14 protein-coding genes are annotated in these 16009 nt (G+C 58.1%); 9 read left to right on the forward strand and 5 right to left on the reverse strand.

Features of this window, described 5'->3' with window-relative positions; translation table 11 throughout:
- The first annotated feature begins 307 nt into the window (after positions 1 to 307).
- The 3 genes from B347_RS0103755 (at position 308) to B347_RS0103765 (ending at position 4281) form a co-directional block, all read left to right on the forward strand.
- Positions 308 to 808: a sigma-70 family RNA polymerase sigma factor gene (locus tag B347_RS0103755; RefSeq protein WP_019408371.1), complete on the forward strand. Its 501-nt coding sequence runs from the start codon at positions 308 to 310 to the stop codon at positions 806 to 808.
- A complete protein-coding gene (locus B347_RS0103760; RefSeq protein WP_019408372.1) occupies positions 808 to 1755 on the forward strand; it encodes a FecR domain-containing protein in 948 nt (315 codons plus the stop codon). Before B347_RS0103755 ends, B347_RS0103760 begins: the two co-directional genes overlap by 1 nt.
- A gap of 111 nt (positions 1756 to 1866) precedes the next feature.
- Entirely contained in the window at positions 1867 to 4281 is a 2415-nt protein-coding gene (locus B347_RS0103765) for a TonB-dependent siderophore receptor (protein WP_019408373.1), read from the forward strand.
- Between the two features lie 103 nt (positions 4282 to 4384).
- Here the strand turns inward: B347_RS0103765 and B347_RS0103770 are convergent, their stop codons facing one another.
- Positions 4385 to 5668, reverse strand: coding sequence for an OprD family porin (locus B347_RS0103770; protein WP_019408374.1), 1284 nt, complete (start codon positions 5666 to 5668; stop codon positions 4385 to 4387).
- Positions 5669 to 5961: 293 nt separating this feature from the next.
- Complete coding sequence (gene aguA, locus B347_RS0103775) at positions 5962 to 7068, reverse strand: agmatine deiminase (protein ID WP_019408375.1); 1107 nt, start codon at positions 7066 to 7068, stop codon at positions 5962 to 5964.
- 309 nt (positions 7069 to 7377) lie between these two features.
- On the opposite strand from aguA, the gene rfbB reads away from it, so the two are divergent.
- The 5 genes from rfbB to B347_RS0103800 all read left to right on the forward strand — a co-directional run bounded on the left by rfbB (position 7378) and on the right by B347_RS0103800 (position 13153).
- Positions 7378 to 8460, forward strand: a complete 1083-nt coding sequence (gene rfbB, locus B347_RS0103780) for a dTDP-glucose 4,6-dehydratase (protein ID WP_019408376.1) — start codon at positions 7378 to 7380, stop codon at positions 8458 to 8460.
- 17 nt (positions 8461 to 8477) lie between these two features.
- The gene (gene rfbD, locus B347_RS0103785; RefSeq protein WP_026013975.1) at positions 8478 to 9347 is read left to right on the forward strand and encodes a dTDP-4-dehydrorhamnose reductase; all 870 of its coding nucleotides are present in this window, start codon (positions 8478 to 8480) and stop codon (positions 9345 to 9347) included.
- Between the two features lie 124 nt (positions 9348 to 9471).
- Entirely contained in the window at positions 9472 to 11286 is a 1815-nt protein-coding gene (locus B347_RS0103790) for a sensor histidine kinase (protein WP_019408378.1), read from the forward strand.
- Entirely contained in the window at positions 11283 to 12677 is a 1395-nt protein-coding gene (locus B347_RS0103795; protein ID WP_019408379.1) for a sigma-54-dependent transcriptional regulator, read from the forward strand. The genes B347_RS0103790 and B347_RS0103795 overlap by 4 nt, the downstream gene beginning before the upstream one ends.
- A 20-nt stretch (positions 12678 to 12697) precedes the next feature.
- Complete coding sequence (locus B347_RS0103800) at positions 12698 to 13153, forward strand: thioesterase domain-containing protein (protein WP_019408380.1); 456 nt, start codon at positions 12698 to 12700, stop codon at positions 13151 to 13153.
- 157 nt (positions 13154 to 13310) lie between these two features.
- Here B347_RS0103800 and cysQ read toward each other — a convergent pair whose 3' ends face one another.
- Both cysQ and nudE read right to left on the reverse strand, forming a co-directional pair.
- Complete coding sequence (gene cysQ / locus B347_RS0103805; protein WP_026013976.1) at positions 13311 to 14135, reverse strand: 3'(2'),5'-bisphosphate nucleotidase CysQ; 825 nt, start codon at positions 14133 to 14135, stop codon at positions 13311 to 13313.
- Positions 14132 to 14698, reverse strand: coding sequence for an ADP compounds hydrolase NudE (gene nudE / locus B347_RS0103810; protein ID WP_019408382.1), 567 nt, complete (start codon positions 14696 to 14698; stop codon positions 14132 to 14134). Before nudE ends, cysQ begins: the two co-directional genes overlap by 4 nt.
- An 88-nt stretch (positions 14699 to 14786) precedes the next feature.
- On the opposite strand from nudE, the gene yrfG reads away from it, so the two are divergent.
- Positions 14787 to 15449 (forward strand): GMP/IMP nucleotidase, encoded by a 663-nt coding sequence (yrfG, locus tag B347_RS0103815; protein WP_019408383.1) that lies wholly within the window; start codon positions 14787 to 14789, stop codon positions 15447 to 15449.
- A gap of 108 nt (positions 15450 to 15557) precedes the next feature.
- Here yrfG and lysM read toward each other — a convergent pair whose 3' ends face one another.
- The gene (gene lysM / locus B347_RS0103820; RefSeq protein ID WP_019408384.1) at positions 15558 to 15998 is read right to left on the reverse strand and encodes a peptidoglycan-binding protein LysM; all 441 of its coding nucleotides are present in this window, start codon (positions 15996 to 15998) and stop codon (positions 15558 to 15560) included.
- Between the last annotated feature and the right edge of the window lie 11 nt (positions 15999 to 16009).

Here is a 16009-nt window from a genome sequence, read left to right on the forward strand (position 1 = left end):
TGGCCGGGTATAGGGCCATGGGCAACGACCGGTTTGTGTACGATATGCACCCCGTAGCAGTTGCCGAGCCTGCGAGGCTACGTCCGATTGCGCAGCAAGCGTATACCCTGAAAGCGCGGTTTAACCGAAAGGCCGTGACAACCTGCTTTACGACTGTTTCACAGTCGGACGTAGCCTCGCAAAGCTCGTCAACTCCTACGAGGGTAGTGCAGACAGCCCTCAAGGTAGTTGCCCTTCCCCCTTGCATAAACCCCAGACCATCACGACAATGAGAGCGATTACCATTTACGCTCTTGGTGACTTTCTCATGTCGGCGCTCGATCATTCAGCTCTTCATCAGTTGTACAGCGAACACAACAGTTGGCTGAAAGGCTGGTTGCGCGTGCGCCTGGGCAATGCGGCCGATGCTTCGGATTTGGCTCAGGACACGTTTGTGCGGGTGATGACGGCCCGCACTGATATGCCGATTCGCGAGCCGCGTGGCTATCTCAGTGCGATTGCCCGTTCGCTGTTGATCGATAAATCTCGCCGCCGCACGATTGAGCAAGCATATTTGTTCGCGCTGTCTCAGAGGCCCGAGCCGGTGGAGGTGTCGCCAGACGTGCGTTTGTCGATTATCGAGATGCTGATTGCGATCGATACGCTGCTCGATGAGTTAGGCCCCAGAACGCGGGAGATTTTCCTCGCGGTTCAGCTTGAAGGGCTGACGTATGTGGCGGCAGCAGAACAGTTTGGGGTGTCGGTGACAACGGTTAAAAATCATCTGATTCGCGCAATGACCCGCTGCCTTTTGCTGGTCGAGCCGTGATGTCGTGTTCATTGGACCTTAAAACCCTCGAAGCCGCCGCCACTTGGTATGTGCAGCTCAATGACGGGACGGTCAGTGAGGCCCAACATCGCGCTTGGCAGGCTTGGATGCACGCCAGCCCGCAGCATGCGGCGGCTTGGGCGCGCGTCGAAACGCTGCAACGGCAATGGTCGATGATGCCCAAACAAGCCGCGTTATCCAGCCTGGGCGCCGCCAAGGCGCAGCGCCGCGAAGTGCTGAAAATGCTGGGCATGCTGGTGGCCGTGGGGGGCGCTTCATGGCTGACTGTTGAGCAGGTGCCGTACCGCGCAATGCTTGCGGAGCAACGCACGGGCATGCGTGAGCGCCGCTCGCTGCGTCTGGATGATGGCTCGCAATTGGAGATGAACGCCGACACGGCGCTGGATATTCGCTTTGACTCGCAGCAGCGCCAGATCCAGTTGCACCGGGGCGAGATGCTGGTCCAGACCGCAAAAGCCCAGGACCCTCGCCCCTTTGTGGTTCATACCGCTGATGGCAGCGTTCGTGCGCTTGGCACCCGTTTTAGCGTGCGCCAATTACCCGACCAAACACGCGTCTGTGTGCTGCAAGCCGCTGTTGAAGTACGCCCGCTTCAACACCTCGATCGGCCTGTGCGCCTGGAGGCCGGGCAACAAGCCTCATTTGATCGCGATGCAGTGAATGCCGTCAGCCTTTTACCCGCGGGGTCGACGGCTTGGGTGCAAGGCATGTTAAGCGTGGACGACTGGCGGCTGGGCGACTTTGTCGAAGAACTGGGCCGTTATCGCCCAGGCGTGCTGCGCTGCGACCCGACGATTCAAGGGTTGAGTATTTCAGGGGCTTTTCGGATCGATGACACCGACACGGTGCTGCAAAACCTGAGCAAAACCTTGCCGGTCAAGGTGCGTTATGTGACGCGTTATTGGACCAGCATCGAGCCTGCGTGAACTCAATGCAAAAATGTCAGCCAACAACCTTGCTGATTTTGATTCTCATCCGTCTTTGACACAAACCGCGAATACAGCGGCTCTCTGCCAGACTAACGGAAGGATCACCCGATGGACCCGCTTCCTCTCAATGCCACAACAAAGATAACGCGCGCTGTTCGGCTGGCGGTGTTTGGCGCGTCCCTCGCCAGCCTGCCCGGTCTGGCGCTGATGCCGACCCAAGTGTGTGCGCAAAGCCAGACGGTTTATCACATTGGCGCAGGCCCGCTGGGCAAGGCGCTAACCCAATTTGGCGTGCAAGCGGGAGTGACCATTTCGTTCGACACGGAACAGGCTCGCCACCTCAAAACTGACGGGCTAGAAGGTTCATACAGCGTTGAAGAAGGCTTGGAGCGCCTACTCGCCAACAGCGGCTTACACGCTGAGCGCCAGAGCAACGGGGGCTATGTGCTGGTCGCTCGCAATTCGCCATCGTCACTGGAACTGGGCGCCACTCAGGTCACCACCAACCAGTTGGGGTCGGTTACTGAGGGCACGGGATCCTACACGCCGGGCACCATCGCCACGGCCACGCGTCTGGTATTGACCCCACGCGAAACGCCGCAGTCGATTTCGGTGGTGACCCGTCAGGTCATGGACGATTTCGGGCTCAACTCCATTGATGACGTGATGCGCCACACGCCGGGCATCACCGTGTCGACCTACGACGCCGAGCGCACAAACTACTACTCCCGCGGCTTTTCCATCGTCAACTTCCAATACGATGGCATTCCAACCCTGCGGGACACCCAATATTCAGCGGGCCAGACCCTGAGCGACATGGCCATTTATGACCGGGTCGAAGTGCTCAAAGGCGCGACCGGGCTGCTCACTGGAGCGGGCGGCGCAGGCGGCACCATCAACCTGATTCGTAAAAAACCCACTGCAGACTTCCAGGGCAGCATCGAACTGGGGGCGGGATCTTGGGACAACTACCGCAGCCAAGTTGACGTCAGCGGCCCGTTGACCGAAACCGGCAACGTGCGCGGCCGGGCGGTTGCGGCTTATCAAGACAAACAGTCGTTTCTCGACCACTACTCACGCAAGACCGGCGTTTACTACGGCATTCTTGAAGTTGATCTGGATGAAGACACTCTGCTGACCTTGGGGGCGGACTATCAGGACAGCGATCCAAAAGGCTCAAGCTGGACGGGTTCGCGTACTGTGTTCGATGCGGTCGGCAACCGTCTGGATGTGCCCCGCTCGTTCAACAACGGCCCAAAGTGGAGCGCTTGGGCGCAGTACAGCCGTACGGTTTTCGCCACCCTCGAACATAGCTTTGCCAATGGCTGGGTGACCAAAGCGCAGTACAACCATCAGATCAACGGCTATGACGCGCCTTTGGGTTATATCTCTCAGGACTCCGCCACCGAGAGTTCCATCTGGGCGCAAAAGTACACCGGCAAAACCACCAGTGACAGCCTGGATGTGTACGCCTCGGGGCCGTTCGAACTGCTTGGCCGGGAACACCAACTGGTGGTGGGCCAGTCCTTGTCCACTGCCAAGTGGAAAGGCAAGGACTACGGCAGAGCCACCTATTTCGACAACTCATACGATTTCTACCAGTGGCACGGCGAAGCTATCGAACCCGAGTGGAACCAGCCCACCCGAATCAACGACGTCACCACCCGCCAGACGGGTACTTACATCGCCAGTCGCTTCAGCCTCATGGATGACCTGCACCTGACGCTAGGCACCCGAGTCGCCAACTACCAGGTCACCGGCACCCGAGACAGCCGAGCAAGCGGTAAGGTCCTGCCTTATGCAGGCGCGGTGTACGACCTCAACGACAACTTCTCCGCATACGCCAGCTACACCGAGATTTTTCAGCCGCACACCGAATACCTGGACCGTACGCGCAAAATGCTGGAGCCCAACGAAGGCAAGAACTATGAGCTGGGCATCAAAGGCGAGTTTTACGGTGGCCGCCTGAACACCAGCCTTGCCTATTTTGAAGTGCATGAAAACAACCGGCCGATACAAGACACGCTCTTCAACGCCGTTCCGGGCAACGACATTGCGTACATGGCTGCCAAGACCAAAACCAAAGGTTACGAAGCAGAAATTTCCGGCGAGCTCAGCCCTGGCTGGCAGTTGCAGGCAGGCTACACACACAAAATTGCCCGCGAGAACAACACCGACGAGAAAGTCTCGACTTGGGAGCCGCAAGACCAAGTCAGTTTCTATAGCAGCTACAAACTCAAGGGCGACCTAGACAAACTCACGCTTGGCGGCGGCGCACGTTGGCAGAGCGCTGGATGGCAGACGCTGTATAACAGCGGCAAAAGAAGCTCAGAAAAATTCACCCAAGACCCGTACTGGCTGGTGGACTTGATGGCCCGCTATCAAATCACCGACAACCTGTCGGCGACCTTCAACGTCAACAACCTGTTCGACAAGGTGTACTACACCAACATCGGCTTCTACACCTCCGCCTACTACGGCGACCCGCGCAACGTGATGGTCACCACACGCTGGGATTTCTAAGACGGTAGAACCGCCTAAAAGTGCGCAACAAAAAAACGCCCCGAACCAATCAGTTCGGGGCGTTTTTTATTCAGATGTCCGGCCTGCTATCAGGCCAGTCGCATCAGAAAATGCTGATTGGGTAATCAACAAATACACGTACTTCGTTGCCGCCGATGTTGTAGTCGCTCGCGCTGCTAGAAACGCGCAACCACGAACCACGCAGACGTACGCTCAGGTCTTTAACCGGACCGCTTTGTACAACGTACTTGGCCTGGTTGTAGATTTCGCGCTCGGTACCACGGCCATCGCCTGAACCGTCGTCGATGTTGCTGCCGCGAACGTAGGCAATGTTGTAGGTCAGGCCCGGAATGCCAACGGCACCGAAGTCGAAACCGTAACCCAACTGCCAAGAACGCTCGTCTTTGCCGTTGAAGTCAGACCAGTAGGAGTTGGCCAGCAGGATGGTGTTGCCGCCGTCGCCCACGCCGCGGTCGTTGCGGTAGCCGCCGTAACGGTAACCCATGTCACCGGTGCTGCTCTGGTAAGCCAGAAGCAAGGAGTGCGGGCCGAAAGCGTAGGTGGTTGCCAGGCTCCAGATCTTGTTCTTTGAACCGTCAGTCTGAAGTACGTCACGCGCATAGGCCGAGTCAAAGTGAGTGCGGTAACCGTTGAAATCAAACGTCAGTGACTGTTTGTCTTCCAGCGGCAGCACGTAGGTCATGCCTACGTACTGTTTACGCATCTCGTCTTTCATCTCGGAGCCGTACAACGAGGCCGAGAAGTTGTCGGTGAACTTGTAGCTACCGCCGAACACGTTGATGCTCTTCAGGCCGCCGCTGTTACGCGCTTCAGCACTTTTACGCGACTCCTCGGTGAAGCGACCCACATTCAGTTCCAGGCCGTCGATCTCTTTGGAGGTCAACAGAGTACCGGTGTAGCTTTCTGGCATCAGACGCGAATTGTCGTACATCAATACCGGCAGCGCAGGCATTTGATCGCCGTACTTCAGCACGGTATTTGACACACGGAACTTCACAGCAGCGCCCGCTTTGGCGATGTCGTGAGCCGCTTTACCGTTATGGTCTTGTTTGAAGAAGTCGATACCGCCCTGGCCACTTTTGCCACGGCCACCGTCCAAGCGCAGCGCGTAGATGCCGAACGCATCCACACCCACGCCCACAGTGCCTTGGGTGAAGCCCGAGGTGAACGTGCCGAGGAAGCCTTGGCCCCACTCGGCGCGGTCTGGATTGCCATCTTTGTAGTCACGGCTGATGTAGGCGTTGCGTGCCAGTACATTGAGGTGGCTGTCTTCTACAAAACCTTTTGCGTCAGCTTGATCGTTTGCCATGGCTTGGGTAGCACTGAGTACGCCCAGAGCGAGTAGACCTATCCGTTTGTTCAACATTTTATTTTCCTTATGTCTGAATAGAGACGCGCTGTGGGAATCAAGCTGAAACATTGAGTGGTGGTTGCTTCACAGAAACAAAAAAGACCCTTACGAGACTCCGTAAGGGTCTTTTAAAAAAGTTGGTGCATGGCTTATCGCCACAGGCGTTGGTGCGGATCCTAGCCGTCGTTAAGGCAACGTGTCAATTTCGTGAAAATTTTGTCAAAAGACCACATTTTCCTTACCGATAATCGACTCGTCGACTTTTATCCCCCAGCAACCATCCAGTCCGCAGGCTAGCGCTAAATCAGTTAAGCCTTATGCGGCGCGGGTTGTTGCTGGGTCAGGCAATGGATATTGCCACCGCCCAGTAGCAACTCACGGCCCGGCACCATCACCACTTCGTGTTGCGGGAAGATGTTTTGCAGGATGACTTTGGCCTGCGCATCCATCGGATCATCAAAACTTGGGGCAATGATGCCGCCGTTGACGATCAGGAAGTTCACGTAAGAACCGGCCAAACGCTCCGACGGATTACGGTCCTGACTACCAGCGACTTTGTCCACGCCGTCGCATTCTTCCTGGGTGGCATACATCGGCCCCGGAATCGGCATTTTGTGCACCACAAAAGGACGGCCCTTGGCATCAGTGCTGGAGGCCAGGACGTTCATCGCTTCATGGCAACGCACGTAGTTCGGATCGCGCTCGTCGTCGGTCCACGCCAGCAACACTTCGCCCGGTGCAACGTAGCAGCAGAAGTTATCCACATGGCCGTCGGTTTCGTCGTTGAACAGACCGTCCGGCAACCAAATGATCTTATCCACAGCCAGTTGCGCGCGCAGAACGTCTTCAATTTCCTCACGAGACAGGTGCGGGTTGCGGTTGCGATTCATCAGGCATTCAGCCGTGGTGATGAGCGTGCCTTCGCCATCGACATGGATCGAACCGCCTTCAAGCACAAAACCCTCGGTGTGGTAGCGCGCGGAGCGCTCTATTTCAAGGATCTTGCCGCCCACTTGCTGATCGCGGTTCCAAGGGAAGTACAGGCCACCGTCAAAGCCACCCCACGCGTTAAAGTCCCAGTTCACACCCCGCACTTCGCCGCTGTCGTTGATGACGAAGGTCGGCCCGCTGTCACGCACCCAAGCGTCATCGCTGGAGATCTCAACCACACGGATATTCGGCACATCCAGTTGCGCACGGGCATTTTCGTATTGCGCAGCCGACACGCCGACGGTCACCGGCTCAAAACGGGCGATGGCCTTGGCCACGGCCGCGTGCGCTGCCTGCGCGGGTTTACCGCCGAGGCGCCAGTTGTCCGGGCGCTCAGGCCAGATCATCCAGACTTGAGCGTGTGGAGCCCATTCAGCCGGCATATGGAAGCCGTCAGCGCGGGGCGTGCTGTGCAAAGTAGTCATAACCGTCAGGACTCCTGGGAACCGTCGAAGAGGTGAATGGGATCATAAAAATGCCAGACCGCAAACTGTGGACGCCAGTCTTTATTGCGTCAACGCAGGGCGTCTTTATAGCCGATATATATCTACAATAAAATCCATTTATCGCATAAAACCCGCTTAGAAGAGACTTTAAAACAGATATAAATCGATATAAAAACCAAGGTTTCTGAGTTCTGGGCCGTTAAACCGCATTTTCCCGACCGCTCTCACTTGCGCCACACTGAACCGCACCACATGATTTAGGGCCGTCAGGGAATAAGGAATATCCACATGCGTATTTTAGTCACCGGCGGTGCCGGTTTTATTGGTTCAGCGCTGATCCGACACCTGATCAAGAACACCGCGCACGACGTGCTCAACCTCGATAAGTTGACCTACGCTGGCAACCTTGAATCGCTGCAGAGCATCGCAACAGATACCCGCTACGAATTCGCTCAGGCAGACATTGTCGACCAGGCCGCTGTCAGCGCCATTATCGAGCGCTTCCAGCCGCAGGCGATCATGCACCTAGCGGCCGAGTCGCACGTTGACCGTTCCATCGACTGCCCGGCGGACTTCATACAGACCAACATCGTCGGCACTTATAGCCTGCTCGAAGCCGCCCGCGCCTATTGGTCGACGCTGCAAGAACCGGCTAAAAGCGCCTTCCGCTTCCATCACATTTCGACTGACGAAGTGTATGGCGACCTGCACGGCGTGGATGATCTGTTCACGGAAGCCACACCTTACGCGCCAAGCTCGCCGTACTCGGCCAGTAAAGCGGCGTCTGACCACTTGGTCCGCGCCTGGAACCACACCTACGGCTTGCCGGTGCTGCTGACCAACTGCTCGAACAACTACGGGCCGTTCCACTTCCCGGAAAAACTGATTCCGCTGGTGATCCTCAACGCTCTGGCTGGCAAACCGCTGCCGGTGTATGGCAATGGTCTGCAAGTGCGTGACTGGCTGTTTGTAGAAGACCACGCCCGTGCCCTGCTTAAAGTCGTGACCGAAGGCGTGGTCGGCGAGACCTACAACATCGGCGGCCACAACGAGCAGAAAAACATCGACGTGGTTCGTGGCATCTGCGCGCTGCTCGAAGAGTTGGCACCTGAGCATCCAACTGGTGTCGCGCAGTTTGCTGACCTGATCACCTTTGTTCAGGACCGTCCGGGCCACGACCAGCGCTATGCGATCGACGCTAGCAAAATCGAACGTGAACTGGGCTGGGTGCCTGAAGAAACCTTCGAAACCGGCCTGCGCAAAACCGTGCAGTGGTACCTGGACAACCTGGAGTGGTGCAAACGCGTTCAGGACGGCAGCTACCAAGGCCAACGCCTAGGTTTCACCGACGCCCGGGACCTGATCGCATGAGCCAACCTTCGGCGCCGTTGAAAATCCTGATTAGCGGTAAAACCGGCCAAGTGGCCATCGAACTGCAAAAGCATCTTGCTGGGTTAGGCGAGTTGATTGTGCTGGGGCGCGACGCGCTGGACCTGAGCCAGCCCGAACAGATCCGCGCTCAAGTACGCGCCCACATGCCTGACTTGATCATTAACGCAGGCGCACACACCGCCGTGGATCTGGCTGAAAGCGAGCCAGACCTGGCATTTGCGATCAATGGCACAGCACCGGGAGTGTTGGCCGAAGAAGCGAAAGCGCTCGGCATTCCGCTGATCCATTACTCCACCGACTACGTGTTCGACGGCAGCAAACCCGCGCCTTACACCGAAGACGATCAACCCAACCCGCTGGGCGTGTACGGCAAAAGCAAACTGGCGGGCGAGCAAGCCATCGCCGCAGCGGGCGGGCAGTATTTGATCCTGCGCACCAGTTGGGTGTACTCCACTCACGGCAAAAACTTCCTGCTGACCATGCAGCGTTTACTGCCGGAGAAAACGGAGTTGCGCGTGGTGGCTGACCAGATTGGCGCACCCACCTGGGCGGGCACCATCGCGCAAAGCACACGGGCCTTGATCGAACGCTGGCAAGCCGGTGAGGCCGGGGCATGGGGTGTTTACCACCTGACGGCCCAAGGTGAAACCTCTTGGTTTGGCTTTACCCAAGCCATTGCCGAGCACCTGACAGCCCAAGGCAAGCAATGCGCAACGCTGGAGCCCATTGCGACCAGCGACTACCCAACGCCAGCGGCCCGCCCGCAAAACTCGCGCCTGGATTGCAGCCGTCTAGCGCGCGAATGGCACGTCAGCCAGCCAGACTGGCGCGTTGCACTCGATGCATGCGTGGCCGAGCAACGCTGAAAAGCCCTTTGTAGGAGCATCCGGTCGACGCTCGATTGCCTCACGATCTTTTAATCGTTAAAAAGCAAAAGATCGCGAGGCAAGCTCGCTTCTACAGCGTTTCAGCGTAGGTATACTGCGCCGTATGATCACGACCCCTTCAGTTCCTCGCAGACCCCGCTGGCGCAGCCTGGCCCTACTGGCGCTATGCCTGGCGCCTTTGTTGTGGCCGCTGCAACACTTGGCCGAACGCTATTACCGCAGTGAACTGGCCGGGCAAAACCGTCAAACCCTCGACCTTTACGTCGCCAACTTGCTGGGCACGCTGCACCGCTATGAGGTGCTGCCGCAAATCCTCGGCGAACTGCCCGCACTGCGCAATTTGCTGGTCGAGCCGGAAGACCCACAAGCCATCGCAAAAGCCAATCAGTTGCTCGCAGAAATCAGCAGCCAGACCGGCGCTGAAGTCATGTACCTGATCGACGCCAACGGCAACACAGTGGCGACGTCGAACTGGGATAAATCCGACAGCTTTGTAGGCCGCAACTTCGCTTTTCGTCCGTATTTCAGCGAAGCGATGGCTGGCAAGCTGGGGCGTTTCTTCGGTCTGGGCACCACGTCCGGCAAGCGCGGTTATTACTTTGCCGCGCCGGTGATCGAAAACGGCAAGACAATGGGCGTGCTGGTGGTCAAGGTCGACCTTGATCACACCGAACGTCTATGGGGCAACACCCCGGAGCAATTGCTGACAACGGACAACAACGGCGTGGTCATTCTGACCTCGCGTCCCGATTGGCGCTTCAAAGCCACGCGAGAACTGTCGCCGCAAGAGCGTCAGGATATTTTTGCCATCCTGCCCTACCCGACTCGCGACTTGCAGCCATTGAACCTCGACATGAATGCCTGGCTGGTGCAAACCCAGATCATCGACGAGACCGGCTGGAGCGTGAACATTCTCGCGCCACGGACCTTGGTCGATCGTCCCGTACGCACGGTACTGGCCATTGGTGGCGCCACGTTGCTGGTGGTCATGCTGTTGATCAGCTTGATGATGCAGCGCCGTCGTCACTATCTGGATCGCATTGCTTTTGAAGCGAAGGCCCGCCGCGAACTCGAAGGCCGTGTGGTCGAGCGCACTAGAGACCTTGAAGGCCTCAACCAGCGCCTGCGCAAGGAAGTGCTGGAACGCGAACACGCGCAGCAAGAACTGGTACGCGCTCAAGATGACCTGGTGCAAGCGGGCAAACTGTCGGCGCTGGGCACCATGTCGGCCAGCATCAGCCACGAACTCAACCAACCGCTGGCGGCTATCCGCAGCTATGCCGAGAACGCCGAAGTGTTGCTTGATCATCAGCGCCTCGATGACGCCCGCGGCAATCTCAAATTAATCAACGAACTGACCGGGCGTATGTCCTCGATCATCGCCCACCTACGTGCGTTCGCCCGGCGTGATCGGCACGCCCCGGAAAGTGTTGCTCTCCAGCCAGCGCTGGACGATGCGCTGGCCTTGCTGGCCAAGCGTCGGCGCAGCATGGAGGTCGAGCTGATCCGCGACCTACCCGCCGCCACGCTGTGGGTTGAAGCTGGGGAAACACGTTTGCGCCAGGTCTTGGGCAACCTGCTGGCCAACGCCCTTGATGCCCTCACCGAGAAAGGTCCGCCGCGGCGTTTGTGGCTAAGTGCCCAATCCACAGCTGAGGGCGTCACTGTGTACATTCGCGACAACGGCCCGGGCTTTTGCATGGAAGCCTTGGGCCGCGCCGGTGAGCCGTTTTACACCACTAAAACCCGCACTCAGGGGCTGGGCTTGGGGCTGGCCATTTGTGACACGCTGATTCGCGCGTTTGGCGGTGAATTGTTGTTCGCCAACCACAAGGAAGGCGGTGCCTTAATTACCCTACGACTGCGCGCCGGTGCGCCGGGCGTAAGCCTGCAAGCTAGCGAGGACTCTCGATCATGAGCCAACCCATTGATCCGCAGGTTCAGGTCATCTTGATCGATGATGACCCGCACCTGCGTCAGGCGCTCTATCAAACCCTGGATCTGGCCGGGCTTAAGGTCTTGCCGCTGGCCGAAGCGAGCGGCCTTGCCGAGCGCATTCAGCGTGACTGGGCAGGCGTGGTGGTCAGTGACATTCGCATGCCGGGTATGGATGGCCTTGAGCTGTTGGCTCAATTGCACGCCCAAGACCCAGAGCTGCCCGTGTTGCTAATCACCGGCCACGGCGATGTACCGCTGGCCGTGCAAGCCATGCGCGCAGGCGCCTACGACTTTCTGGAAAAGCCGTTTGCCAGCGACGCGCTGCTCGACAGCGTACGCCGGGCGCTGGCCCTGCGCGCTTTGGTGCTGGATAACCGAAGCCTGCGCCTGGCGCTCAGTGATCGTCAGCAACTGAGCACCCGCTTGATTGGACACTCCCCGGCCATGCTGCGTCTGCGCGAGCAAATCGGCGCGTTGGCCGCGACCAAAGCCGACGTACTGATTTTGGGCGAAACCGGCTCTGGCAAAGAAGTGGTTGCACGCGCGCTACATGACCTGTCGAGTCGACGCAGCGGACCGTTTGTGGCGATCAACGCGGGCGCGCTGGCCGAATCGGTGGTCGAAAGCGAGCTGTTCGGCCATGAACCCGGCGCCTTTACCGGCGCGCAAAAGCGTCGCATCGGCAAATTCGAATTCGCCAATGGCGGCACGCTGTTCCTCGACGAAATCGAAAGCATGAGCATGGATGTACAGGTCAAACTGCTGCGCATGCTGCAAGAACGGGTGGTTGAGCGTTTGGGCGGCAATCAGCTAATCCCGCTGGATATTCGGGTTATCGCCGCGACCAAGGAAGACCTGCGCCAGGCAGCCGATCAAGGCCGGTTCCGCGCCGACTTGTACTACCGACTGAACGTCGCCCCTCTACGTATCGCGCCGTTGCGTGAACGAGGTGAAGACGCCCTGATGCTGTTTCAACACTTCGCCGACGAAGCCAGCGCCCGCCACGGCCTGACGCCCAACGTATTGCAGCCAGTACAGCGTGCCTTGTTACTGCGTCACAGTTGGCCGGGTAATGTGCGCGAACTGCAAAACGTCGCAGAACGCTTCGCTTTGGGGTTGGAGTTGTCTCTGGACAATGGCGCGGACGAAAGCGCCCAGCCGTCGGACCTTGAAATCTCGGGCAGCTTGAGCGAGCAGGTTGAGCACTTTGAAAAGAGCCTGATCGCGGCTGAACTCGAACGCTCGCACAGCTCGATGCGCAGCCTGGCGCAAGCGCTGGGCATACCGCGCAAGACACTGCATGACAAATTGCGCAAACACGGGCTGAACTTCGAAAGTGGCAGCCACCCCCACACTGATGAACTTGATTGACCTGAACAGGATGCCCCTGCATGAGCCGCGACAGCCGTTATCTGGAATCCATCCTTCATCACGACATCCCGCTCACCCGTGAAATGGGTCTTAAGGTGATTGCTTGGCACGACAAGCAGTTGCGTTTGCAACTGCCGCTCGAAGCCAACATCAACCACAAAAGCACCATGTTTGGCGGCAGCCTGTACTGCGGCGCAGTGCTGGCCGGTTGGGGCTGGCTGCACCTGAGCCTGCGCGAAGCCGGGATCGAAGACGGCCACATCGTGATTCAGGAAGGCCACATCAGCTACCCGCTGCCCGTGACCCAAGACGCCATTGCCCTGTGCGATGCCCCATCAGAGGCTGCGTGGAACAAATTTTTGGCCATGTACAAACGCCATGGCCGCGCACGTTTAACCCTTGAAACGCGGATGATCAATGCCGACGGCGGGGACGATGCGGTGCGGTTTAGCGGGCAGTATGTGTTGCATCGATAGCCCAGCCCTCACCCCAACCCTCTCCCGGAGGGAAAGGGCGCTTTACCGAGGTGTTTTCAGATTCAGCGCAGTCCGTCAGAGTGTAGAAAACCTTCAATATCCCCCAATCAGTCCCCTCTCCCTCAGGGAGAGGGCTAGGGTGAGGGGCTTTTAACTTTTAACCTTGCGCCAACGCCAACAACTGCTCACGCCACGGCGCCTTCGCGGGTAACGCCAAAAAATAGCCATTAAGCAACGATTCACGCGCCGGGTAGGTAAACGGTTGGCCATTGAGCTGCAACACCACCCCGCCAGCCCCTTCAAGCACACCTTGCGCAGCCGCCGTGTCCCATTGCGAAGTCGGCGCCAGACGCGGGTAGCAGTCAGCCGCGCCTTCAGCCAACAAGCAAAACTTCAACGAGCTGCCTATGTTGGCCGTTTCCAACGATCCAACCGCCGCTTCCAGCCCCGCCAGCAAACGCTCTTGCTCAGGGCTTGAATGTCGACGGCTGGCCACCACGATCAGCGGTTCGCCCGCTGGCGGCTGATCGCGCACATTGATCGGCACGATCACGTCCGCATCCGCCCGCCACGCGCCCAAACCTGCGCCACCGTAGTAGCAACGGCCACTGGTGGGCATTGAAACCACGCCGAACACCACGCGACCGTGTTCAATCAGGGCAATGTTAACGGTGAACTCTTCGCTGCCTGCGATAAATTCCTTGGTGCCATCTAACGGGTCAACCAGCCACCAACGCGCCCAACTTGCACGTACGCTTTGTGGGATGTTGGCGTCCTCTTCCGAGAGCACCGGAATGTTCGGGTCCAGCGCCGTCAGGCCGTCAAGCAAGAGGTGGTGCGCGGCAATATCGGCCGCCGTGACGGGCGAATCATCGTCCTTGGCAGTCACCGCAACATCCACACGCCAGAACGGCAGAATGGCCTCGCCCGCACGGTGCGCGAGTTCAATGACTGGGGCCAGCAAGGGATGCACACGACTCACGACTGGAACACCCCGCGCTGGGTCAGCAGATCACGCACCAGGTACAGCGCGGCCAATGCACGGCCTTCGCTGAACTGTGGGTTTTGCACAAGGTTCGATAAGTCGCGCAAGTTAACCCGATCAACCCGCATGGGTTCCGGCTCATCGCCTTCTAAACGCTCTTCGTAGAGGTCGGTGGCCAATACCACCTGAATTTTTTGGCTCATGTAACCCGGCGACAACGACAGCTCGGTCAAATGCTCAAGCTGACGGGCGCCGAAGCCCGCTTCTTCTTTGAGCTCACGCTCAGCGGCAGCCAGCACGTCTTCGCCCGGCTCGATCAGGCCTTTGGGCAATGAGAGTTCATATTCGTCAGTTCCGCCGCAATACTCTTCGACCAAAATGGCGTGCTCGTCGTCGATCATCGCCACGATCATGACCGCGCCGTAACCGTTGCCACGTCCCACCAACCGTTCGTAAGTACGCTCAACGCCATTGGAAAAGCGCAATTGCACTTCTTCGACCCGAAACAATCGGCTACTGGCAACAATTTCACGGGCAAGAACGGTGGGTTTTTGGCGCATAGCGGCTCCTCAATATGAACGGGTTACTATACCCCGGCTTTTCCGATTGTCTGAGTCGGATGTTTTTCTACTGCGGGGGAAGTTTTGCATGACAGCGTTACCTTGGCGCGACATTGATACCGTTCTGCTGGACATGGACGGCACGCTGCTCGACTTGCACTACGACAACCACTTTTGGCTGGAGCACCTGCCGCAGCGCTATGCCGAACTGCATGGCATCAGCCGCGCCATGGCGGATCTGGAGCTGACGCCACTGTTTGAAAACAATGCAGGCCAGTTGAAGTGGTACTGCCTGGACTTCTGGAGCAGCGAACTGGCTATCCCGGTGCGTGAACTCAAGCTCGAAACTGCACACCTGATTGCCCTGCGCCCCGATGCCGACACCTTTTTAGCGGCGATCAAGCAGGCTGGCAAGCGGGTGATTCTGATCACCAACGCGCACCGTGATTCGTTATCGCTGAAACTGGAGCGCATCGAACTGGCGCCATATTTTGAGCGCCTGATCAGCTCCCACGATTACGGATTCCCCAAGGAAAGCCCGCAGTTTTGGGATGCCTTGCAAGCCGACATTGATTTTGATCCGAGCCGCAGCCTGTTTATCGACGACACCTTGCCGATTCTGCGCAGCGCCCGCGCGTTTGGGGTGGGTCACTTGTTGGCCGTTAAACAGCCGGACAGCAAAAAAGGGCCGAAAGACACCGAAGAGTTTGCGGCACTGAAGGATTATCGCGAGTTGCTGGAAGGACTTTGAACAACACACCTGTCGCCGCTGCCGCAGGCTGCGATGGGGGGCAAAGCGCTCCCCAGATCGAAGGTCCTGCGGCCCTTATCGCAGCCTTCGGCAGCGGCTACAAAGGGGTTACTCAGGAATACGCAGCGTCTGACCTGGGTAGATTTTGTTCACATCCTTGAGCAGCGGTTTGTTGGCTTCAAAGATTTTGTTGTACTGGTTGGCATCGCCATACACCTGCAGCGAAATCGCGCTCAGGGTGTCGCCTTTTTTCACCACGACAAAGCGCGAAGCCACAACGGTCGGCCCGGCCACGGTGATCTGGTCGTCAACGCTGGCCACGCCTTCAATGTTGCCAGCCGCCAGAATGATTTTTTCTTTCTCTTCCTGGGTGGCCACCTCACCGCTGAGGGTAATTTTGTCGCCCTCCACCTCGGCTTTAATATTAGGATTGCCCAAGCCCACGTCCGCTACGTGCTTTTTGAGTTCGTCCGAGGCATTGGCATTACCCGGTGTAAACAGGTGGGCTAGTTTTTCACCTGCTTCTTTCACAAAGCTTAAAAGGCTCATCAGTCACGCTC

The organism is Pseudomonas psychrophila HA-4, from assembly GCF_000282975.1.
GTDB lineage: Bacteria > Pseudomonadota > Gammaproteobacteria > Pseudomonadales > Pseudomonadaceae > Aquipseudomonas > Aquipseudomonas psychrophila_A.